Below are 21310 nucleotides of genomic sequence, written 5' to 3'. Positions count from 1 at the left end.
GAAGGGGCAGCGGCATGGCGACCGAACGGGTGCGGCTGGAGGACGGCGCCGAGCTGAACGTGGTGCGCGGCGGTCCCCCGGACGCCGAGGTGACCGTGGTGCTCGCGCACGGCTACGCGCTGGACCACCGCAGCTGGCACCGCGTCGTGGCCGAGCTGCCCGCCGACGTCGGGGTCGTCGCCTACGACCACCGCGGGCACGGCGACTCCTCCCCCGCCACCGGGGAGACCGCCACGATCGAGCGGCTCGGCGACGACCTTGGCGAGCTGGTGGAGCGGCTGGTGCCCTCGGGGCGGGTCGTGCTGGTGGGGCACGCGATGGGCGGCATGGCGGTCATGGCGATGGCCGAGCGCCGCCCCCGGCTGTACCGGCAGCGGGTGGCCGGGGTGCTGTTCGTGTCCACCGCGGCGACCGACCTGGCCGAGACGTCGCTGGCCTGGCCCAGGGCGCTGGGCAAGCTGGTGCGCGAGCTGGAGCGGGCGTTCGGGCCGCTGGTGCGGGCGGTGCGGGAGCGGATCGAGCCCGCCAAGACCGCGGGGCTGCGCTGGTGGCTGTTCGGCGACCAGCCGCGACCGCAGGACGTGGAGCTGACCGCGGAGATGGTGTGGCGGCACTGGCCGGAGACCGTCGCGCTGTTCCGGCCCGCGATCGACCGCTACGACCGGGAGGCCGCGCTGACCGTGGCCGGGGAGCGGCCGGTGGCCGCGATAGTGGGCGACGAGGACCGGCTGGTGCCCGAGTCCAACGCCAGGGCGCTGGCCCGCGCGGTCGGCGGGGAGTGCGCGGTGGTCCCCGACGCGGGGCACATGCTGCCGCTGGAGCGGCCCGCGGAGGTCGCGGAGCGGATCGTCGGGCTGCTGTCCCCCTCCCCCGCGTGAGCACCCCGCCCGCCGCCGGGCCTGCTGCCCGGCGGCGGGGACGCGGTGGTCAGCCGGTGAAGTTGACGTCGCTGCAGAAGTAGTAGGACTGGTCGAGGTGGCTGGCCTGCCACACCGTGTAGAGGACGTGGTGGCCGGTGCGGCCCGCCGCGTTGACCTCGACCGGGGTGGTGGGGCCGGTGGAGATCTTGCCGGTCTGGCCGACCAGCTCCAGGTCGCTCCAGCGCAGGCGCTGGGTGGTCGGGTCGAAGCCCTGCCGGGTGGCGTAGACGCGGATGTAGTCCGCGCCGTGCGCGGACTGGTCGTGCAGGTTGAGCCGGAAGCTGCGCGGCTTGTCCACGGTCTTCCAGTTGCCGGGCGTGTCCAGGGCGGCGTAGCGGCCGCTGTGGGCGCGGCCCGCGCTGCACAGCTGCCCGTCGGGGATGGCGCCCTGGTGGTTGCCCTTGACGCCCTCGCGGAACAGGCCGTTCCAGTTCCACATGGCGTTGGGGTCGGCCTTCCACGCCTGGTAGCACATCGGGTCCTGGGTGGCCATCTCCGGCGACTGCCAGTTGGCCGCCCACCGCTGGTAGCAGTCGTAGTGGCGGGCGGGCGGGTCGCTGACCGCGCCGTGGGCCGAGGCGCTGCCGGTGACCAGGGTGGTGAGCAGGGCGAGGGTCGCGCCCAGCACCGTCAGCACTCGTCGGGTGGTGGTTGCGCTGGTGGAAAGCATGAACACCGCCAAATCTCCGTTGATCGACGACATCGGAGCTCCAGCGGCCCCCGGCGGCGGACGGAGCCTTCTGGGAGCGTTCCCAGAATAGCGGACCCCGGCCGTCGCCGCCTCCCCGTCGACCCCGCCGGGGTCCTGGCCCGCCCGGTGACCCGGCGGTGGAGCGCGTCCGCCTTCGCCGGGGACTCGCCGAGGGCGGTCGGGCGGCGCAGACTGTTCGGCACGCGGACGGCCCCGGCCGCGCCTACCAGCGAGCGAGGAGTCCCGAGTGGACGGTTATCCGCCCGAACCGTGGAACCTGCGGGCGCGGGCCTGCGTGTCGCTGTGGTCGGTCGACCGGGACCGGCTGCCCGCGCTGCCGGTGGGCGTGCGGCCGCTGGCGCTGCGCGGGCGGGCCGTGGTGGCCACCGCGTTCGTCGACTACCTGCCCGGCGGCGTGCTGACCTACCGGGAGCTGCTGGCGGCGGTCGCGGTGCGCGGCGGCACGCGCCCAGGGGTGTCGATCACCCACATCTGGGTCGACAGCGCCGCCTCCCGCGCGGGCGGGCGGCAGCTGTGGGGCATCCCCAAGGAGATGGCGGAGTTCGAGGTGGCCGGGGACTTCACCGCGTCCGCGCGGGTGGATGGCGAGGTCGTGGCCTCGGTGCGGTGCGCGGGCCTGCCCTCCGGGGTGCCCGCGCCCGCGTGGGCCTCGACGTGGCAGGAGCTGGGCGGCGAGCTGGTCCGCACCCCGTTGCGCGTCAGCGGGAGGGTGCGCCCGGTGCGGGCGGCGTGGCGGTTGTCCGGGCCGCTGGCGTGGGTGACCGGCGCGCGTCCGCTGGTCAGCGTGGCCGTCACGGACGCGCGGCTGCGGTTCGGGCCGCGCGCCCGGTGAGCGCTCCGCGTCGGGGGACGGGCCGGGTGGTACTTGCCGACGCGGTGCGGGGTGGTCACGGCCGGGCGCGGTGGACGGCGGTGATCCGCTCGGTCAGCTCGAAGCCCAGCACCGGGTCCGGCGCGGCGGAGAGCAGGCTGTCGTACAGCGGCCGGTAGTGGGCGATCTTGCGCGGGGTGCGGCCGTCGGTGTCGCAGGTGGCCAGCAGCTCCCCCTCCCGCGCGGCGAACCCGGTCAGCGCGGTGTGGTCCAGCCACAGCTCCACCCCCGACTCGGCGAGCACCAGCACCGTCTCCTTGCTGCTGGACCCGGCCAGCCAGCTGGTGCGCAGCCGGGCCGTGCCGGTGCGCCCGCGCGAGCGGTACCGGGCGGTGCCCCACGAGGTCGCGCCGCCGTCGTCCTCGCGCAGCGAGGTCAGCGCCTCCAGCTCGACGAAGCGGGCGATCATGCTCAGCTGGTTGACACCGGAGTCGGTCCAGCTGGAGGCGTAGGAGGCGAAGGCCCGCTCGCCGAGCACCGCGTACGGGTCGTGGAAGGCCGAGGTGATCCGCGTGACCGGCCCCCACTCGGGATGCCGCCGCAGCTGCTCGGCGGCCCAGCGCACCTCCGGGGAGAAGGCGAAGTGGTGCGCGGTGAACACCCGCTCGGGGGCCAGCGCGCGCAGCCGCTCCAGCAGTGCCAGGTCGTGCACCAGCGGCTTCTCCACCAGCAGCCGGGCGCCGGACCGCGTCAGCGCCAGCTCGGCCAGCTCGGCGTGGGTGTCGGTGGGGGTGGCGATGACGATCAGGTCCGGCTCGTGGGAGGCCAGCGCGGCGGCCAGGTCGCGGTGGTGGGCGACCCCGGCCAGCGGCTCCCCCTCCGGGGCCGCGGTGAACTCCAGCGCCACGTCGGGGCGCTCGGCCAGCACCTCCAGGTGCGTCCGCGCGATGACCCCGAGACCGACCAACCCCACCCGCACCTGGTCCACGTCCGCATTCTCCACTTGCCGCGCGGCGGCGCGGTGGAGAGGGTGGGGCCATGAGCGGTGAACAGCGGGACGGCGTGGCGCTGACCAACCTCGACCAGCCGCTGTTCGACGGCGCCGGGGCGACCAAGCGCGACCTGGTGGACTACCTCGACGCGGTGCGCGACCGGATCGTGCCCGAGCTGCGCGGCAGGCCGCTGTCGGTGGTGCGGGTGCTGCGCGGGCAGGACCCGTTCATGCAGAAGAACCTGCCCAAGTACACGCCGGACTGGGTGCGCACGACGCGGGTGTGGGCCGAGCGGTCCCGGCGCGAGATCACCTACGCGCTGTGCGACGACCGGCGCACGCTGCTGTGGCTGGCCAACCAGCGGGCCGTGGAGTACCACGTGACGCTGGGGCTGGACGGGCGGCTGGACCGCCCCACCCACCTGGTGCTCGACCTCGACCCCCCGGAGGGCGCCGGGTTCTCCTCGGTGGTCGGCGCGGCCCGCCTGGTGCGGCAGGCGCTGGCCGACGACGGGCTGACCGGGGTGGTCAAGACCAGCGGGGCCAAGGGGCTGCACGTCTTCGTGCCGGTCGACGCGCACGCCGACGACGTGGCCGCGGCGACCCGCGCGCTGGCGGCGCGGGCCGAGCGGCTGGACCCGGAGCTGGCGACCACCGCGTTCGTCCTGGAGGAGCGGCACGGCAAGGTGTTCCTGGACTCCACCCGCGCCCACGGCGCCACGGTCGCCGCCGCCTACAGCCCGCGGGTGCGACCGGGCACGACGGTGTCGTTCCCGGTGGCGTGGGATGACCTGGACTCGGTCTCGCCGCGCGACTTCACCGTGCGCACCGCCGTGGACCTGCTCGACGGCCAGGACCCGTGGGCCGCGCGGATGCCCGCGCCCCAGTCCCTGCCCGACGACCTGGTCGCCGAGGGCCACACCATCCCCGTCGCCCGCGTGCAGGCCATGCACGAGGGCAAGCGCCGAGCCCGCGAACGCCGGACCTGAATCCGAGCCGGGGCCTGTCGGCAAAGCCGGATGAGCGGGGTGGCCAGGTCGATCTGCCTCGGCCGGCGGTGGCGGTCTTGTCGCCTGCCAGGGCGAGGTCTCACCCCCGTGGCAGGAAATCCGGTGTCCGGTCGTCGGGGACGACGCCCGGCGCGGCCGAGAACTGCCACCAGTTCACGTTGAACAGGTAGCCGCTCCCACCGGTGTAGCGCAGGAACACGTCCTGGTTGCCGGAGGCACCGCTGACGGGGCAGGTCACCGATCGCCACGTCTGCCAGCCGCCGGTGTTGGGGACCGCGCACCGGCCCACGACCGTGCCGGTGACGCCGCCCAGGCGCACCTCGATCGTGCCGCCTGCGGTGGCCGAGGCGACGCGGGCGGTGAATGACGAGGCACCCGCGCCGAAGGCGACGTTGCGGACCTTGGTGTAGTCGCCGTTCTGGAGGGAGCCGATGTTCACGCCGCCCTCGGAGGCGGGTTCGGTTTCGATGCCCGAGCCCCAGGCGATGGTCTCCGCCTCCTGGCGGACGTAGGGGTTGAGCGAGTCCGCAGGCGGGGGGCCCGTGCTGGTCATGGTCAACCCCGGAATGGTGCCGTCACCGTTGTAGGTGAACTTCTCGATCGCCACCGACCGGGTGTAGCCGCCCCCGCCGGGCAGGGCGCCGTTGTGGTAGAAGAAGTAGGAACCGCCCTTGAAGTCCACGATGCCGGGGTGGTTGGTGAAGCTGGAACCCTGGGTCGGCATGACCGTGCCGCGATAGGTCCACGGCCCGGTGGGGCTCGGGGCGGTGGAGTAGGCGATGAACTCCGAGCAGCACTGCGCCGCGAAGATCATGTAGTACAGGCCGTCGCGCTTGTAGACCCAGGGCGCTTCCTCGTACAGCGTGGTCCTGGTCGGGTGACCAGTGCGGGTGCCGAACCCGGCGGTGGTGAGCGGGATGCGGGTCGGGCTGCCGGAGAACGAGATCATGTCGGCGTTCAGCCGCACGTACCACAGGTTCGGGTTGCCCCAGTAGAGGTAGGCCTGGCCGCTGTCGTCGATGAAGGCGTGCGGGTCGATCTCGCCGTTCTCCACCAGCGGGCGGCCGATGGCGTCGCGGAACGGGCCGGTGGGACTGTCCGAGACGCCCACGCCGATGGCCATCCCGCCACCGCGGCGGCGGACCGGGACGTACCAGTAGAACTTGCCGTTGCGCTCGATCGTGTGCCCCGCCCAGGCGTTGGCGTCGGCCCACGCGAAGGTGCCGAGGTTCATCGGCACCCCGTGGTCGGTCCAGTTCACCATGTCGGTGGAGGAGAAAACCCGCCACTCGCGCATGGTGAACGTGGTCGAGCCGTCCTCGTCGCGTCCGGTGTAGACGTACATTCGTCCGTTGTGGACCATCGGTGCCGGGTCGGCGGTGTAGATGTGCTGGACGACGGGGTTGTCGGCCCTGGCCGCGTCCGGGAACAGCGCCAGGACCGATACGACGCCCACGGCCCAGGCGAGCAGGCGCCTTCGACGTCGCACGGTCGTCCCCTTCGACAGGAGGTCACCGCGAGTGCCGTACCGGGTCGCGGGGCCCCGACTTGCGAGCAGCTGCAGCCACGCCGACGACGGACAGCCAACATGCCATCCCGGCGAATTGTTAGCGCTCATCCACTCCCGCCTCGCTGTCGTCGAAACTGTCGTCGAAGGATCGTCGAACACTCGAACGCTGAATCACATTTCAGCAGGTAGGAGACGCATCGTCGGTTCAATCACGACTTCCGCCTCGAGTGGAGATTCGCTCGAACCATCGGTCGCACCTGTCTGGGGACCCTGTCTTGTGAGCGTGAACAACGGGTGCTCCACCGCGGCGAGCCGCCCTGCGGTGATCCGTCGCATCGCACCGCCCCTCCGCGCACCGGGAGGCGGGGTGGGGTGCTCGGTCCAGGAGGCCGCGAACAGCACGATCCCCTCGGTCTCAGCGGATTGCCGGGTACGGCCACGTTGCCCCTCCTCGTTGAGGATGCCGATGCGCTGGAAGCACTCCCAGTCCCGAGTGAGCACAAGCGCACGCCAACACGCTTCGCCTTGATCGACGCGGGGAGCGCGGTCGGGGCGACGGCCCGGTGCGACCGGTCCGAAGCAGGCGGCGGGACGGTCCCAGAAGCGCTCGTGACACCTGTCGGCCTGTCGCGCCACATCGGCCAGGCGGGGACGCTAGCTCATGTTCACGCTCACATAATGACCGTCGAATCGACTCGAAACCAATGAGCCATATGGAGTAAGTTTCGGCGGATTTCCCGGGTGGCAACGGTTGTCCCTCCCACCTTCGAGCTCGCCAACACCGAGGTTGAGCTAAGTGAGCGTTCACATGATCGCGCCGGGCAACCGTTGACTACCGGTCTTTCCCGTGGCTACATTGACCGAAAGTCCAGCGTCAGGGACGGAGAGTCACCGCTCAAGGCTTCCCAGGGCTGCCACATCTCGTCCACAGTGGACGTTGACGTGCGCTGGCGAGGATGGCTCCCGCTCCCGTCGGGAGGCTCCACGCGAGGTGGACTCGGCTCGCGACCAGTTGGGCCTTCCGCTGTCCCACGACACCACCAACCGACGACGCCACCAACCGACGACCCCGCCGACCGCCGACCTCGATGGCGGCCGGCTTCCGAGCACCGGGAGTAGTCACATGTCGTCCTCACCGATGAGCCGACGCGCACTCCTCCGAGCCACCGGCGTCGCCGCCGCGGCCACCACCGTTGCGGGGTTGTCGCCGGGCACCGCCAGGGCGGCCTCCGTGCCGCCTGCCCGCGGTGACCTCGGCGTGTCCGCCTACCCGTTCGACCTCGGGGAGGTGCGCCTGAGCGCGGGCCGCTGGCTGGAGAACCAGAACCGGACGCTGTCCTACCTGCGCTTCGTCGACGTGGACCGGTTGCTCTACAACTTCCGCGCCAACCACCGCCTGCCGACGCGGGGCGCGGCCGCGCTGGGCGGGTGGGAGGCGCCGAACTTCCCCTTCCGCACCCACAGCCAGGGGCACTTCCTCAGCGCGTGGGCGCAGGCGTGGGCCGTGCTGGGCGACGCGACGTGCCGGGACCGGGCCGACCACATGGTGGCCGAGCTGGCCGAGTGCCAGGCCAACAACGCCGCGGCGGGCTTCAACGCCGGGTACCTGTCCGGGTTCCCGGAGTCCGACTTCGACGCGATGGAGGCGGGTTCGCCCAAGTCGGTGTCGTACTACGCGCTGCACAAGACCCTGGCGGGCCTGCTGGACGTGTGGCGCTACATCGGCAACACGCAGGCACGTGACGTGCTGCTGCGGTTCGCGGGCTGGGTCGACTGGCGCACCGGGAGGTTGTCCTACAGCACGATGCAGCGGGTGCTGGGCACCGAGTTCGGCGGCATGAACGCGGTGCTCACCGACCTGTACCAGCAGACCGGCGACGCCCGGTGGCTGACGACGGCGCAGCGGTTCGACCACGCCGCCGTGTTCGACCCGCTGGCGGCCAACCAGGACCGGCTCAACGGGTTGCACGCCAACACGCAGGTGCCCAAGTGGATCGGCGCGGCGCGCGAGTACAAGGCCACCGGCACCACCCGCTACCGCGACATCGCGACCAACGCCTGGAACATCACCGTGGCCGCGCACACCTACGTCATCGGCGGGAACAGCCAGGCGGAGCACTTCCGCGCGCCCAACGCCATCGCCGCCTACCTCAACACCGACACGGCCGAGGCGTGCAACACCTACAACATGCTCAAGCTGACCCGCGAGCTGTGGCTGCTCGACCCGAACCGCGCCGCCTACTTCGACTTCTACGAGCGCGCTCTGCTCAACCACCTGCTCGGCCAGCAGAACACGGCCGACCCGCACGGCCACATCTGCTACTTCACCGGCCTCAACCCCGGCCACCGGCGCGGCAACACCGGTCCCGCCTGGGGCGGCGGCAACTGGAGCACCGACTACACCACGTTCTGGTGCTGCCAGGGCACCGCCCTGGAGGTCAACACCTCGCTGGCGAACTCGATCTACTTCCACAGCGGCACCACGCTGACGGTGAACCTCTACACCCCCTCGGTGCTGACCTGGGCTCAGCGGGGCATCACCGTCACGCAGACCACGACCTACCCGGTTTCCGACACGACCACGCTGACCGTGACCGGCGACGTCGGCGGGTCGTGGACGATGCGACTGCGCATCCCCGCCTGGACCACCGGCGCGACCGTCAGCGTCAACGGCACGGCACAGGACATCGCCACGGCACCGGGCACCTACGCGAGCCTCACCCGGTCGTGGACCTCCGGCGACACGGTCACCGTCCGCCTGCCCATGCGGGTCGCGGCGCAACCCGCCAACGACAACCCCGACGTCGTCGCGATCACCTACGGACCCGCGGTGCTGGCAGGCAACTACGGCAACACCACCCTGAGCGCGCTGCCCTCCCTCGACGTCGCCTCCATCACCCGCACCAGCACTTCGAGCCTGGCGTTCACCGCGAGGGCCAACGGCGCGACCGTGAACCTCGGCCCGTTCCACGACGCCCACGGTTACAACTACACCGTCTACTGGCGCGTGGGCGGCAACGGGGACGGCGGGAGCTACCGCTTGGTCAACGTCGCGAGCGGGCTGGTCCTGGGCATCCGGGACATGTCGACCGCCGACGGCGGCCTGGCGCTGCAGTGGGGCGACACCGGCACCGCCGACCACGACTGGCAGATGCTGCCCGACGGGGCCAACGTGCGTTTCCGCAACGTCCACAGCGGCAAGGTCCTCGGCGTGGAGAACATGTCCACCGCCGACAACGCCCGCGTGCTCCAGTGGTCCGACACCGGCACCGCCGACCACAAGTGGACCCTGGTGGACAACGGCGACGGCACCCACAAGATCCGCAACGTCCACAGCGGCAAGCTGCTCGGCATCCTCGGCGGCTCCACCGCCCAGGGCGCACAGGCTGTCCAGGACTCCGACAACGGTTCGGCGGACAACCGCTGGCGGCTGGTGCGCAACACGTAGCGCGGCCTCCACCTCGCGTCCGGCGCCGCACCCACCACGGCAAGGGCGGTGGGGGGCCGCGACTCCGGTGCCGCCGTCACCCGCGCGCGTGCCTGGCCGTGTCGCGGTGCGCCGGCATCGCCGTAGGGCGGGACCACCGGCGACGGCGGCAACATCGTCCAGCACGGCGACTGGGGCGGCGCCAACCAGCAGTGGCTACTCGTCGTCGGCTGACCCACAGAGAAGGAGCACATCCATGAAAGAGCGATCCTCCCCTCGACGGCGCCGGGCCACCGGCGCCGCCGCAGCCGCCGTCGTCACGTTCGTCAGCGCCGTGATGGTCGCACTCGGCAGCACACCGAGTTCGGCGGCGACGGTCGACACGAGCGCGTGGTACACGCTGGTCAACCGCAACAGCGGCAAGGCGCTGGACGTCTACAACCTGGCCACCAGCGACGGCGCGCGGATCACCCAGTGGACCCGCAACGACGGCAACCAGCAGCAGTGGCAGTTCGTCGACTCCGGGGGCGGCTACTACCGGCTCAAGTCCCGCCACTCGGGCAAGGTGCTGGACGTCCACAACTTCTCCACCGCCGACGGCGGCGCCATCGTCCAGTGGACCGACAACAACACCACCAACCAGCAGTTCCGCCTGGCCGACTCCGACGGCGGCCACGTCCGGCTGATCAACCGCAACAGCGGCAAGGCCGTCGAGGTCCAGGGCGGGACCACCGACGACGGCGGCAACATCGTCCAGTACAGCGACTGGGGCGGCACCAACCAGCAGTGGCAACTCGTCCGCATGGGCACGCAGCCGACGACCACGACCACTTCCTCCCAACCCGGTGCGTGCTCGCTGCCGTCGAGCTACCGCTGGTCCTCGGCGGGCCCGCTGGCGCAGCCGAGGTCCGGGTGGGTCTCGCTCAAGGACTTCACCCACGTCGTGCACAACGGCAAGCACCTGGTCTACGCCACCACGCACGACACCGGGACCAGCTGGGGCTCGATGAACTTCACCCCCTTCACCAACTGGTCCGACATGGCCACGGCGAGCCAGAACGCGATGAGCTCCGGCACCGTCGCGCCCACGCTGCTCTACTTCGCCCCGAAGAACATCTGGGTGCTCGCCTACCAGTGGGGTGGAACCGCGTTCAGCTACCGGACCTCGACCGATCCCACCAACCCGAACGGGTGGTCGGCGCCGCAGGTGCTGTCCACGGCGAGCATCACCGGCTCCAGCACGGGCCCCATCGACCAGACGCTCATCGGCGACAGCCAGAACATGTACCTGTTCTTCGCCGGTGACAACGGCAAGATCTACCGCCAGGTCATGCCCATCGGGAACTTCCCCGGCAGCTTCGGCTCCTCCTACACGACCATCATGAGCGACACGACGAACAACCTGTTCGAGGCGCCCGAGGTCTACAAGGTCCAGGGCCAGAACCAGTACCTGATGATCGTCGAGGCCATCGGCGCGAACGGCCGCTACTTCCGGTCCTTCACCGCCAGCAGCCTCAGCGGCTCCTGGACCCCGCAGGCCGCCACCGAGAGCAACCCCTTCGCGGGCAAGGCCAACAGCGGCGCCACCTGGACCAACGACATCAGCCACGGCGACCTCATCCGCACCAACCCCGACCAGACCAAGACCATCGACCCCTGCAACCTGCAACTGCTCTACCAGGGCCGCAACCCGAGCTCCGGCGGTGACTACGGCAAGCTCCCCTACCGCCCCGGCCTGCTGACGCTGCAACGCTGACCGACCCCGGAGCCCCCGCACCGAGTGCGGGGGCTCCGGCTCACGACCACGAACGCGAAGCGCGGAACGACCCGTCGACGAAGGAACGCCATGATTCGATTACTCCCCTCCGCCCGCCGCGGGCGGTTCGCCGCGCTGTTGGCGGCCGCCGCCCTGGTGGTCGCGGGTGCGGCCGCCGTGACGACCACCGCCGCGGCTCCGGCCCAGGCCCTGGAGAACGGCGTGGCCCGCACGCCGCCGATGGGCTGGAACACGTGGAACACGTTCGGCTGCGACATCAACGAGCAGCTGATCCGGCAGACCGCCGACGCCTTGGTCGCCAACGGCATGGCCGCACGGGGCTACCGGTACGTGGTGGTGGACGACTGCTGGTTCGACCCCGACCGGGACGCCCAGGGCAACCTCCGCGCGCACCCCACCCGCTTCCCCAGCGGAATGAAGGCGCTCGGGGACTACCTGCACGGCAAGGGCCTGAAGTTCGGGCTCTACCAGGTGCCTGCGGCCGAGACGTGCGCGCAGTACTTCAACGCCTTCCCCGGCGCCACCGGGAGCAAGGGACACGAGGTGCAGGACGCGCGCCAGTTCGCCGCGTGGGGCGTGGACTTCCTCAAGTACGACTGGTGCTCGCCGCAGGGCACGATCGACGACCAGGTCAGGGACTTCGCGAAGATGCGGGACGCCCTGGCCGCCACCGGCAGGCCGATCGTCTACAGCATCAACCCCAACAGCATCCACGCCAAGACCGGCAGGCTGCGCGACTGGGGCGACGTCGCGAACATGTGGCGCACCACCGAGGACATCACCAACCGGTGGGACACCGGCAGTGACGGCAACTCGTTCATGGGCGTCAAGAACATCATCGACTGGACCGTCCCGCTGGCCTCGTACGCCCAGCCCGGTGGCTTCAACGACCCCGACATGATGGAGGTCGGCAACGGCGGGATGACCGACACCGAGCAGCGCAGCCACTTCGCCATGTGGGCGATCATGGCCGCGCCCCTGATCGCGGGCAACGACGTGCGCAACGCGTCCTCGGCCACCCTGAGCATCCTCAACAACAGCGACTTGATCACGGTCAACCAGGACCCCCTCGGCCTGCAGGGCGTCCAGGTCTCCTTCGACGGCACCCGGCGCGTGCTCGCCAAGCGGTTGGCCGACGGGGACGTGGCGGTGGCCATGCTCAACCAGGGCAACACCACCACGACCATCTCGACGACCGCGAACACCATCGGCAAGACCGGGAGCTCCTTCACCCTGCGCGACCTCTGGACGGGGGCGACCTCCACGACCACGGGCGCGATCTCGGCGAGCGTCCCCGCCCACGGCACGGCCGTGTTCCGGGTGAGCGGCGGCGGCGACATCCCGCTGCCCACGGCCTTCGCGCTGCGCAGCGCATCGGCAGGCAGGTGCGTGGACGCGCCCGAGAGCTCCACCGCCGACGGCACCCAACCGGTGATCTGGGACTGCCACGGCGCCGCCAACCAGCGGTTCATGCATACCGGCAACACCTTGCAACTGCTCGGCAAGTGCCTGGAGACGCCGACCAACGCCACCGCGGGCACGAGGGTCCAGTTGTGGGCCTGCAACGGCGGCACGCACCAGCAGTGGACCCTGAACGGCAATGGCACGATCAGCAACGCGCGGAACGGGCTGTGCCTCGACGTCGACAACAACGGCACGGCGAACAACACGCCGGTGATCGTGTGGACCTGCCATGACGGCGCCAACCAGCGGTGGACCCGAGTCTGATCGGGACATGGGGAGCCGAGGTGCGAACATCACCGCAGACCTGCCCCGACGAGCTGAGCGACCGTGCGGTCCTGCGGTCCCCGGAGTCGGACCGGGAAGACGAGCGCAAGCTCCGCACCGGTACCACCACGCTGCCTGAGCCGCTCGGACGACATCCTCGGCGAGTACAGCACCGGCTCCCCGGACTGCTGCGCGAGTACCAGCAGTTCCGCGACACCCACCGACCCACCATGGCATCACCGGTGCCCGACCACTGCGCGGACGGCATTTTCAGGCGAGCACGAGGGTCCGCCACCGCACGTGCCGACGAGGCGAGGTGGCCGAACCCCGCACCGCTGCGGGTGCGGCGTTCGGCCACCTCACCGGGTTGATCCGCTCATCAGCCAACGGGGTAGCGCTCGACCTCCAGGCGCGGCTGCGGGTCGTTGTTGTGCCTGGTGACCACAAACAGCGTCCGCTGGTCGGCAGACCAGGCCAAGCCACGCGGCTGCACCGTCTCGCCGCTGTCCAGCGCGACGGTGTTCACCGGCGTCGCGCCGCCGACGCGGTAGATCAGCACGTCGCTGGAGTCGTTGGTCAGCGCTCCCGCGGCCACGTAGGCGCTGTCCGGCGCCAGCGACACGGCAGCGGGTCGAGGCCGGGCGGCGTACGCACCGCGACGCGCCAAGTCCGCCGTCGCGAACGCCTCGACCCGGTCCCGGCCCCCGGCCGCGCTGAACAGCGTCGCCCCGTCACCGGTCACGTCGAGGTCCGCGAGCCCGGCGCCCACCACGTCGCCGGACGCCCCGGCCGTCAGCGCCGTCCCCGAGACGGTGTAGACCTGCACCGTCGACTGGCTCAACGACAACTGCCCGGCCACCAGCGGTCCCTGCTCGGTGCCGGAGGACGCCAGCAGCGGAGCCCGCTGGAACCGGGTGGCGCCCTGCTGGTCGCCCTGCACCGGCTCGGCCGCCGCCGGGTCCAGCCTGCCGATCTTGCCCGACCAGTTGCCGTCCACGCAGCCGTAACCGAACCACACCACACCACCCGTGCGGGCCAGGTGAGTGGGGCACGAGCCCGCCCCGGTCGGGTACCGCGCGGTCTCGGCCAGGGTCGACGTGTCGACCACCGAGATGCCGTCGCCCGCCGACAGCGCCACGAACAGCCGCGTGCCGTCCCCGCTCAGCTCCAGGCCGTCCGCACCCGGCTGGTTCTCGATCACCGCGCGGACCCGGCCGGAGAAGTCCGCCACCGCCACGCCGTTGGACGACGCACCACCGGAGACGAACACCCTCTGGTGGACGCTGTCCACCACGACGTCGCCGAACCCCGACAACGGCAGCGCTGTCGCCGCCGACGCCACCGGCGCCGAGACCGCCGACATCGCCGTCAGCGCGGCGACCCCCAGGCACACCAACGCACCCCGCCCCATGGCTCCCCCTCCGTAGTCGGCCCAGGGAATCCCCCGTGCCGTCTCAACCGTCCACTTTCCGCGTTTCGAGCAACACTGGTATGTCGTCGTGCCGGGTGGTCTCCACCGTCATGACGACTCTCCGATCGCACGCGCCCGCCAGCCAGACCATGAACCGCTCCAGCGAGCCGAAGCGCTCACCGTCCGCGATCTCGGCCGGGTCGAAGCTGAACTCGACCTCCTCCACGTCGGAGAAGAAGCAGTCGAACCACACCTCGCCCACGCGGACGGCCAGCCGGGCGGACACGTCCTGGTCCTCCGCCGAGGCGAAGAACTCCGACACCGAGAACTCCTCCAGCGGACGCGGTTCGCCGTCGACCTCGAACTGGTGCTCCCAGGACGATTCCACGACCGCGCGTACCAGGCGCTCCCAGACCGGCAGGCCGGCCTCCAGCACGCACACGTCGCGCAACGATCCGTCGGCCTCGAAGTCCTCCTGGCGGAAGCCGCCGCTGACCTCAACGCGATCTGTCACAGGAACCCCTCGAAAGTCATCCGGCCGCCGCGCATGCTCCACCTCGCGCCGACACCGTTGCCCATCCTGATGTCCAAAGTAGACCCGCCGTAGTGCGGTGTCGCGTTGTGGTTGAGCTTCCTGGTCGCCCGGGGATCGGTCAGGATCTCCTCGACGTACGTGTCGCCCACGAAGTTGCGGTCGGAGTTGCTCTTCGCGCCGAAGTCGTACTTGTCGCGCTGCGCCTGCGGTCGGTTGGGCGCGCTGTGCTTCTGGATGCTGCGCCCGGCGGGGGACAACTTCTTGGCCGAACCGCCTTCGGTCGCCAGCTTGTGCAGCTGGTCCGGCGTGGCGCTGTCCAGGTCGCAGTTGTGGACCAGGACCGGGATCTCACCCGCGTGGATGTAGTAGGTGTGGACATCGGCGACCGTGAGGTTGTGGACCTGCTTCTCCTCGGTCCACACCCTGGTCGACACCACCGACAGCCTGAGGCCGCGGTCGGTGCGCACCTGGTCGCCGGGGCGCAGGTCCTGCGCGTCGATCCAGCGGCCCTGGTCGTCCACCCAGAAGGGGTGCTTGTCGGTCGCGATCACCGCTCCGGTGGCCGTGCCTGCGTCCCCGTCCGCGTCGACGGTGATTTCGACCAGGTCCTTCGTTCCCCGGCCGGTGATCGAAGCGATTACCGGTTTGCCGGTCACGTCGCCGGTTTCCGGGTCGGTGGCCAGCACCTCGTCGCCGATGCGCACGTCCTCGATCGGCTTGCGGGTGCCGTCCGCCATCGCGACCGCCGCTCCCGGCGCGAAGCTGTTGCACGTCGACGACTTCGACTTCCCACCGCCGCCGGCGGCGCTCTTCGTAGCGCTGGTGCCGCCGCCGTTGGCTGCCTTGCCGCCGCCCGAGCCGCCGCCGGAGGCCTTCTTGCCCGTCGACGTCGTGCCACCGGCCTTGCCGCCCCCGCCCCCGGAGGGCTTGCCGCCACTCGATCCGCCTGCTTTCGGCGCCGGTTTCGGCGCCGGAGCCGCCTTGGCACCGTTGGCCCCGGCGTCGGCCGCCTGGCCTGCCGTCTTCGCCGTGCTCTGCCCGGCGCTCGCCGCCTTCGCGCCGCCCTGCGCCACCTCGGCGCCCTTCACCGCGTACTTGCCCGCCTTGACCGCGGTGGCGCCCCACCCGGCGAACGGCACTGCGGCGGCCGCGGACAACGCGGCGTTGGCGTAGTCGCCCTCGGCGGCGTACCAAGCGGAGTTGGCCAGGTCCGCGGCCTCGCCGACCACGGGGATCACGCCGACGACGTCGAGTGCCGCGTGACCGACCTCCTTGGCGTTGTCCTTCACCCAGTCGACGGCGTCGTCGAGCCACCCGTGGCCGTCGATCTCCACTTGGGACAGCGGGTTGCCCGCGCCGAAGGAGTAGCGGTTGTTGGTCCAGGGATCGGTGGTCATGCCGAGGTCGGCGAGCGCCCCGTTGTACAGGTCCAGGGTCAAGAACCGGTTCAGACCGGGCGAGTAGTCCCGGAACCCCATGTCGTAGGTGTCGGTGCTCTTGTCGTGCCGGGCGGTGTTGAACCGGTAGGAGTTCTCCTCCGGCTTGTCCGGGTTCGCCTGGTCGGGCTTGTCCTCGCCGGAGAACTCCTCTTCGTCGTCCTTGCCGTAGGCGGTGTAGCCGTAGGTGGACTTCGTGTCGCCGTTCGCATCGGTGACCTGCTCGACATCCGAGTGCGGGTTGAACCCGTAGACCGAGTCCTCCTCGCCGCCGTCGTCGGAGTACTTGACCTGTGCGAGCAGCTCGCCGTCGTTGGAGTACTGGTACGCCTTGCGGAGCTTGCCGTTCTCGTCCTCGGTCAGAACCTGGTCGGACAGGCCCAGGTAGTGGAACGCCGTGGTCTTGTCGCCCTCGACCAGGGTCTGCTGCCGGTCCAGCGGGTCGTAGGTGTACTTGGTGGTCCTCGGTCCGGAGCCCTGGTCCTTGACGTGCTCCACCTTGCGGTCGAACCCGTCGTAGGTGTACTTCTCCACCTGCTTGCCGGACTGCGTCACCTGGTGCAGGCGGCCGAACGCGTCGTAGTCGTAGTTCGCCCGCTGCCCGTCCGTGGTGGACGACAGCAGTCGGTTGCGGTCGTACTCGAACGTGGTGTGCGCGCCGCCGACCCGCTGGTCCCAGACGTTGCCGTTGTCGTCGTGCTTGTACTCCTCGGTGCGTTCGCCGTCTCCGCCCTTCTTCGTCACCTTCCGCACCCGGTCGCGCGGGTCGTAGGTGTAGGTGGCGTCGGCGTTGATGGTCGCGCCGTGGTCGTCCGCGTTCTGCTTGCGCCCGTCGTCGCGGGTCTTGTTGGAGTTGGAGTCGTACTCCAGGTTGTGCTCGGCGACGACCTGGTCGCTGTTCTTCTCCAGCTGCCGGCGCAGCAGCCCGTCGAGGTAGTAGGTGTAGTCGACGGTGTTGCCGTTGCTCTTGACGTGCCGCTCGACGTGACCGCGAGGCGTGTAGGTGAAGGAGTTGACCTTGCCCTGGTCGCTGTCGTCCTTCTTGTTGGTGACCTTCGTGACCAGGTCGCGCGCGTTGTACTCGTAGAGCGACGACTTGCCGTCGAACTTGGCGAACGTCAGGTTGTCGTTCTCGTCGTAGCGGTAGTCGGTGGTGTGCTTGACCGCGCCGGCCTTGAGCTCCTCGACCTTCTCCGCCAGGTTCACCGCGTTGTACCCGACGCGGTAGGCGTCGACCGGGGTGTTCGGCGTGGAGTCGGTCATCTCCACGAGGTTGTCGTTCGGGTCGTACCGGTGCTCGAAGACCTTCTTCTCGTCGTCGGCATCGGCGCTGTTGTCGCGCACGAGTTGCACGGCGTCGGCGGCCACGGTGCCGTTGGCCTTGCCGGACAGGGTGATGGTGCGCAGCTGTCCCGCCGACATGGCGTACTCGCCGATGCTGGTCCACTCACCGGCCCGCCGGGTCTGGTCGACGGTCGCGGTGCTCGTGCCGCCGTTGTGCTCCACGGTGTACGCGGCGTCCGTGGCCGTCCCACCGGGGTGGCGGACCAGCACCTCGTACGTGCCGTCGGCCGGAACGGCGGCCTTCCAGGCGAACGTGGCGTCGTCGGCATCGGTGGCGCGGTACGCGGCGCCTTGGAAGCCCCTGCCGGACTCCTCGGTGCGCCAGTTCCCCTTCACCTGGGTCCGCGCCGCGTTGGAGTTGTCGACGACCACGACGTTGCGGCCCACCGGGACGCCTTCGTCGGAGCGCTTCTTGAGCTTGCCGTCGGGGAAGTACTCCCACGTCTCCACGCGCTGCGCACCCCCGCCAGCGCTGGTCACCGTGCGGTTGGACTGCTGGCCCGTGGCGGTGTAGTCGTAGGCGGTCCTGATGTCCCACGGGTCGGTCGACGTGCGCAGCCAGCCGTTGTCGTAGTACGTCTGCCTGGTGATGTTGCGGACCGACTCACCGTGCGACGGCGGTGCGCTGACCTCCACCAGGTCGCCGACCTCGTTGTAGGTCTTGATCGTGGCGACCGGCGTCTTGTGCTCCGGGTCGGCCGGGTCGTAGGGCAGGATCTCCTCGCGCACCCGGTTGAGCTCGTCGTAGACCGTCTCGCTGACGAAGTCGTCGCCCTTGTCCGGTGTGTCGACCCCGCGCGGGTTGGTGGTGCGGGTGAGGTTTCCGACCTGGTCGTACTCGTAGCGGGTGGTGAAGTACCGGATGGTGCCGTTGTCGGAGCTGTGCGGCGAGCGGACCTCCCGCTGCATGCCGCGCTCGTCCAGCTCGATGAGCGTCTCGTTGCCCTGCTCGTCGGTGCTGGCGACGACGTTGCCGTCGCGGTCGTAGCGCGTCTTCGCCGAGTGGCCTTCTGCGTCAACGGTTTCGATCACCTGGTGGTTGGCGTCGAAGACGTACCGGGTGGTGAAGTCATCGGGGTTCGGGGTCTTGTTCTTGCGCGCGTCGGCCTCTTCGACGAGGTTGCCGACGTCGTCGTACTCCGCGCTGAGCACGTTTCCGTTGGCGTCGACGACCCGGACGGCCCGATCGAGCTCGTCGTAGGTGAACGTGTAGGTGAAGTCGTCCGGGTCCTGCGGGGTCAGCGTCCCTTTGGGTTCGGTCTGCCTGATCAGGTTGCCGACCGCGTCGTAGTCGAACGTGGTCAGCTTCTCCGGGCCGTTCGCGTCGTCCTTGGGCGCGTAGATGCCGACCTGGCGGTCCATCGGGTCGTAGACGGCGCGGGTGACGGCGCCGTTCGCAGCGGTGCTGGTCACCACGTTGTCGTTGCGGTCGTAGCGCGGGCCCGGCGTGACGATGTGGACGCCGGCCGCCTGGTCCTTCGGCTCGCGCGCGTCCAGCGGGCGCTTGAAGATGTCGTAGGTGTAGGTGCTGGTCTTGCCCCGCGCGTCGGTGACGGAGGTGACGTTGCCGACGTCGTCGTAGCGGTAGGCCGTGGCGCAGTTGAGCGGGTCGGTGATCAGCCGCGGGTAGCCGTTGGCGTCGTAGTCGCTGTACTTGGTGGTGTGGCCGTTGGCGTCGGTCTGCTCGATCAGGTGCCCGAAGCCGTCGTAGGAGTAGCGTGACGTGTAGTCGCCCTGCTCTGGGGTGGCGCTGCCCTTCGGATCGGTGACGGCGAGGAGGTTGCCCTTGTCGTCGTAGGCGAAGGCCCACTGGCGGCCCTCGGGGGTGGTCTTCCCGGTCAGGTCGGCGACGTGCCCGTCGAGTTCGGTGCGGTAGCCCAGGCGGGTGGCCGGTCCGTCGGTCCGGTTGGCCTCGGCGTCGCGGATCTCCAGCGGGAAGCCGGTCTTCTGGTCGTAGGACCAGGTCTGCGTGGCGCCGTTGTGCTCGACGAGGCGGACGACGTTGTTGTCGGCGTCCCAGTGCAGCCGGGTGGTCTCGTCCTTGGCGTTGGTGATGCGCTCCGCCCGCCCGTAGCCGTCGAGCAGGGTGCGCGTAGTGCGGCCGTTGCCGTCCACCAGCGTGGAGTCGACCTTCGACCCCTTGTCGCCGTCCGGGTCGACGTAGTCGAAGTTCGTCGCGGCCCGGCCCCGGTCGGTGACGGTCCGGACGTTCCACTTGCGCAACGCCTCACCGGCGCCGGTGAAGTAGTCCACCCTGGTGGTGCCGCCGTTCGGGTCCACCACCGACAGCAGCTTGGCGTTGGCTTCGTCGTAGAAGAACGTGAACGGCTTGGCGTCCGGGTTGCCCTGGCCGTCGACGACCTCGCCGAGGTGGCCCTTGTCGGTGTAGGTGAACGCCACCACCCGGCCGGACACGTCGGTGATCGACTTGACCTTGTTGATGATGAACAGGTTGTCCAGGTTCGTCCCGGTCAGCTTCCGGCCACCCAGGATGTACGAGAACGCGTCACCGCGCTGGTAGTAGTCCAGCGTCAGCGTGCGGCGCCCGTTGGCGTCGGTGACGTGCTTGAGCACACCGGTGTTGCGGTTGCCCAGCAGCGCCCGCTCGTAGGTGAACGACATGGTGTTGCCGCTCTTGTCCACCGTCGCCGTGTGGTAGCCCTGCGCGTCGAAGAAGAACCGCGTGCGCTCCGGCGTGGTGAAGCTCCACCGGCGGTCCTCCCCGTTGTCGGGCAGGTACTGCAGGTACAGGTGCACACCGGCAGGCGCGTCGTAGGTCCACTTCCGGCTGTCGGCGCTGTCGTGCTTGTTCAGCTCGAACACGTGCCCGGTGCCGTCGCCGTCGACCAGGGTCACCGTGGTGGGCCACCCGAGCAGTCCCGGCAGCAGGCCGCCGAACGCCAGCGGTGTGCCGAGTCGGTTCAGCGTCGACGCCGTGACCGACCACCCGGGGCCCGCGTAGGAGTCCGAGGTGTCCGAGGAGTTGTAGGTCACCCGGCTGAAGCTCGCCAGGCCGCGGCTGGGGTTGGTCAACACGTCGTAGTTCCACACGGCGTTGCCGGAGAACTCGTTGACGGACAGGTCCCCGCCCGCGCCGGTGGGGACACTGGCGTAGGAGTAGAAGTGCTCCAGCCCGAGCTGGTCGGAAGTGGGCTCCTCCACGCGCACGTCGAGGTCGAGGGTGGGCACGCCCGTCGTCTCGGACAGCCACTTGCGGGTGCTGTTGTCGTAGACGTCCCACCGCAGCGTGAACTGCTCGCGGTCGTTGCCGATGTCGGCCAGTTGCGGGGCTTTCACCCGTGCGTCCAGAGTGGCCTCCGCGCCCGGCGCCACGTTCGCGGGCAACGCGGTGTCCAGCCGGTTCCCGGCCGTGGCGTCAGTGCCGTTGGGCAGGGTCCAGTGGTAGGACAGCACGTGCCTGCCCGCCACCAGCGCTTGCTGCGTGGTGTTGCGGACGGTCACCCGCACCGGGTGCTCGTCACCCGGGATCATCCGTCGCGGCGTGTCCGGGGCCGCGTACGCCGCGGACGCCTGATCCGCCCGGATCAGCCTGCTCTCCGGCGCCTGGGCGGACGAACGGGCTGCCTCCGCCGCCACGGCCACCTGGGTGCACCTCTGAGACGGTGGCGCGACCGCCCTGGGTGCGACCTCCGCCGCTCTCGCGGCCGGTGTCGGCACCGGTAAGAGCCCGGCCGCCG

12 protein-coding genes are annotated in these 21310 nt (G+C 70.4%); 6 read left to right on the top strand and 6 right to left on the bottom strand.

The genetic code is table 11. The annotated features are described in order from the left end of the window. Positions 1-14 precede the first annotated feature (14 nt). Positions 15-878, top strand: a complete 864-nt coding sequence (locus tag IEZ00_RS21125) for an alpha/beta fold hydrolase (RefSeq protein ID WP_189225027.1) — start codon at positions 15-17, stop codon at positions 876-878. 49 nt (positions 879-927) lie between these two features. Here the strand turns inward: IEZ00_RS21125 and IEZ00_RS21120 are convergent, their stop codons facing one another. After that, complete coding sequence (locus tag IEZ00_RS21120; RefSeq protein ID WP_229795960.1) at positions 928-1623, bottom strand: lytic polysaccharide monooxygenase auxiliary activity family 9 protein; 696 nt, start codon at positions 1621-1623, stop codon at positions 928-930. Positions 1624-1858: 235 nt separating this feature from the next. On the opposite strand from IEZ00_RS21120, the gene IEZ00_RS21115 reads away from it, so the two are divergent. Further along, positions 1859-2464 (top strand): acetoacetate decarboxylase family protein, encoded by a 606-nt coding sequence (locus IEZ00_RS21115; protein WP_189225026.1) that lies wholly within the window; start codon positions 1859-1861, stop codon positions 2462-2464. Between the two features lie 55 nt (positions 2465-2519). Here the strand turns inward: IEZ00_RS21115 and IEZ00_RS21110 are convergent, their stop codons facing one another. Further along, positions 2520-3431 (bottom strand): Gfo/Idh/MocA family protein, encoded by a 912-nt coding sequence (locus IEZ00_RS21110; protein ID WP_189225025.1) that lies wholly within the window; start codon positions 3429-3431, stop codon positions 2520-2522. Between the two features lie 50 nt (positions 3432-3481). Here IEZ00_RS21110 and IEZ00_RS21105 point away from each other — a divergent pair, with 50 nt between their 5' ends. Continuing rightward, a complete protein-coding gene (locus IEZ00_RS21105) occupies positions 3482-4423 on the top strand; it encodes a DNA polymerase domain-containing protein (protein WP_189225024.1) in 942 nt (313 codons plus the stop codon). A gap of 100 nt (positions 4424-4523) precedes the next feature. Here the strand turns inward: IEZ00_RS21105 and IEZ00_RS21100 are convergent, their stop codons facing one another. Then, a complete protein-coding gene (locus IEZ00_RS21100; protein WP_209620726.1) occupies positions 4524-5933 on the bottom strand; it encodes a glycoside hydrolase family 43 protein in 1410 nt (469 codons plus the stop codon). A gap of 1159 nt (positions 5934-7092) precedes the next feature. Here IEZ00_RS21100 and IEZ00_RS21095 point away from each other — a divergent pair. From IEZ00_RS21095 to IEZ00_RS21085, 3 genes are all read left to right on the top strand, one after another. Next, positions 7093-9402, top strand: a complete 2310-nt coding sequence (locus IEZ00_RS21095; RefSeq protein WP_229795959.1) for a beta-L-arabinofuranosidase domain-containing protein — start codon at positions 7093-7095, stop codon at positions 9400-9402. A 235-nt stretch (positions 9403-9637) separates the two neighbouring features. Beyond that, a complete protein-coding gene (locus IEZ00_RS21090) occupies positions 9638-11137 on the top strand; it encodes a non-reducing end alpha-L-arabinofuranosidase family hydrolase (protein WP_189225021.1) in 1500 nt (499 codons plus the stop codon). Positions 11138-11227: 90 nt separating this feature from the next. Continuing rightward, positions 11228-12886, top strand: coding sequence for a glycoside hydrolase family 27 protein (locus tag IEZ00_RS21085; protein ID WP_189225020.1), 1659 nt, complete (start codon positions 11228-11230; stop codon positions 12884-12886). 379 nt (positions 12887-13265) lie between these two features. Here the strand turns inward: IEZ00_RS21085 and IEZ00_RS21080 are convergent, their stop codons facing one another. The 3 genes from IEZ00_RS21080 to IEZ00_RS21070 are packed head-to-tail and all read right to left on the bottom strand — an operon-like array spanning position 13266 to position 21104. After that, entirely contained in the window at positions 13266-14297 is a 1032-nt protein-coding gene (locus IEZ00_RS21080; RefSeq protein ID WP_189225019.1) for a YncE family protein, read from the bottom strand. A 43-nt stretch (positions 14298-14340) separates the two neighbouring features. Then, positions 14341-14811, bottom strand: coding sequence for a hypothetical protein (locus IEZ00_RS21075; RefSeq protein ID WP_189225018.1), 471 nt, complete (start codon positions 14809-14811; stop codon positions 14341-14343). Next, positions 14808-21104, bottom strand: a complete 6297-nt coding sequence (locus IEZ00_RS21070) for a golvesin C-terminal-like domain-containing protein (RefSeq protein WP_189225017.1) — start codon at positions 21102-21104, stop codon at positions 14808-14810. The genes IEZ00_RS21075 and IEZ00_RS21070 overlap by 4 nt, the downstream gene beginning before the upstream one ends. Positions 21105-21310 lie beyond the last annotated feature (206 nt).

Origin of the sequence: Saccharothrix coeruleofusca (genome assembly GCF_014648515.1) — a bacterium.
GTDB lineage: Bacteria > Actinomycetota > Actinomycetes > Mycobacteriales > Pseudonocardiaceae > Actinosynnema > Actinosynnema coeruleofuscum.
The sequence above is the reverse complement of the archived record's forward strand: the minus strand, read 5'-3'. Positions and strand labels throughout refer to the sequence as shown.

Bases quoted from the DNA above. Each gene is read 5' to 3' on its own strand.
- IEZ00_RS21125 (WP_189225027.1), top strand. From the start codon at position 15: ATGGCGACCGAACGGGTGCGGCTGGAGGACGGCGCCGAGCTGAACGTG.
- IEZ00_RS21120 (WP_229795960.1), bottom strand. From the start codon at position 1,623: ATGTCGTCGATCAACGGAGATTTGGCGGTGTTCATGCTTTCCACCAGC.
- IEZ00_RS21105 (WP_189225024.1), top strand. From the start codon at position 3,482: ATGAGCGGTGAACAGCGGGACGGCGTGGCGCTGACCAACCTCGACCAG.
- IEZ00_RS21095 (WP_229795959.1), top strand. From the start codon at position 7,093: ATGAGCCGACGCGCACTCCTCCGAGCCACCGGCGTCGCCGCCGCGGCC.
- IEZ00_RS21090 (WP_189225021.1), top strand. From the start codon at position 9,638: ATGAAAGAGCGATCCTCCCCTCGACGGCGCCGGGCCACCGGCGCCGCC.
- IEZ00_RS21085 (WP_189225020.1), top strand. From the start codon at position 11,228: ATGATTCGATTACTCCCCTCCGCCCGCCGCGGGCGGTTCGCCGCGCTG.
- IEZ00_RS21080 (WP_189225019.1), bottom strand. From the start codon at position 14,297: ATGGGGCGGGGTGCGTTGGTGTGCCTGGGGGTCGCCGCGCTGACGGCG.
- IEZ00_RS21070 (WP_189225017.1), bottom strand. From the start codon at position 21,104: ATGATCCCGGGTGACGAGCACCCGGTGCGGGTGACCGTCCGCAACACC.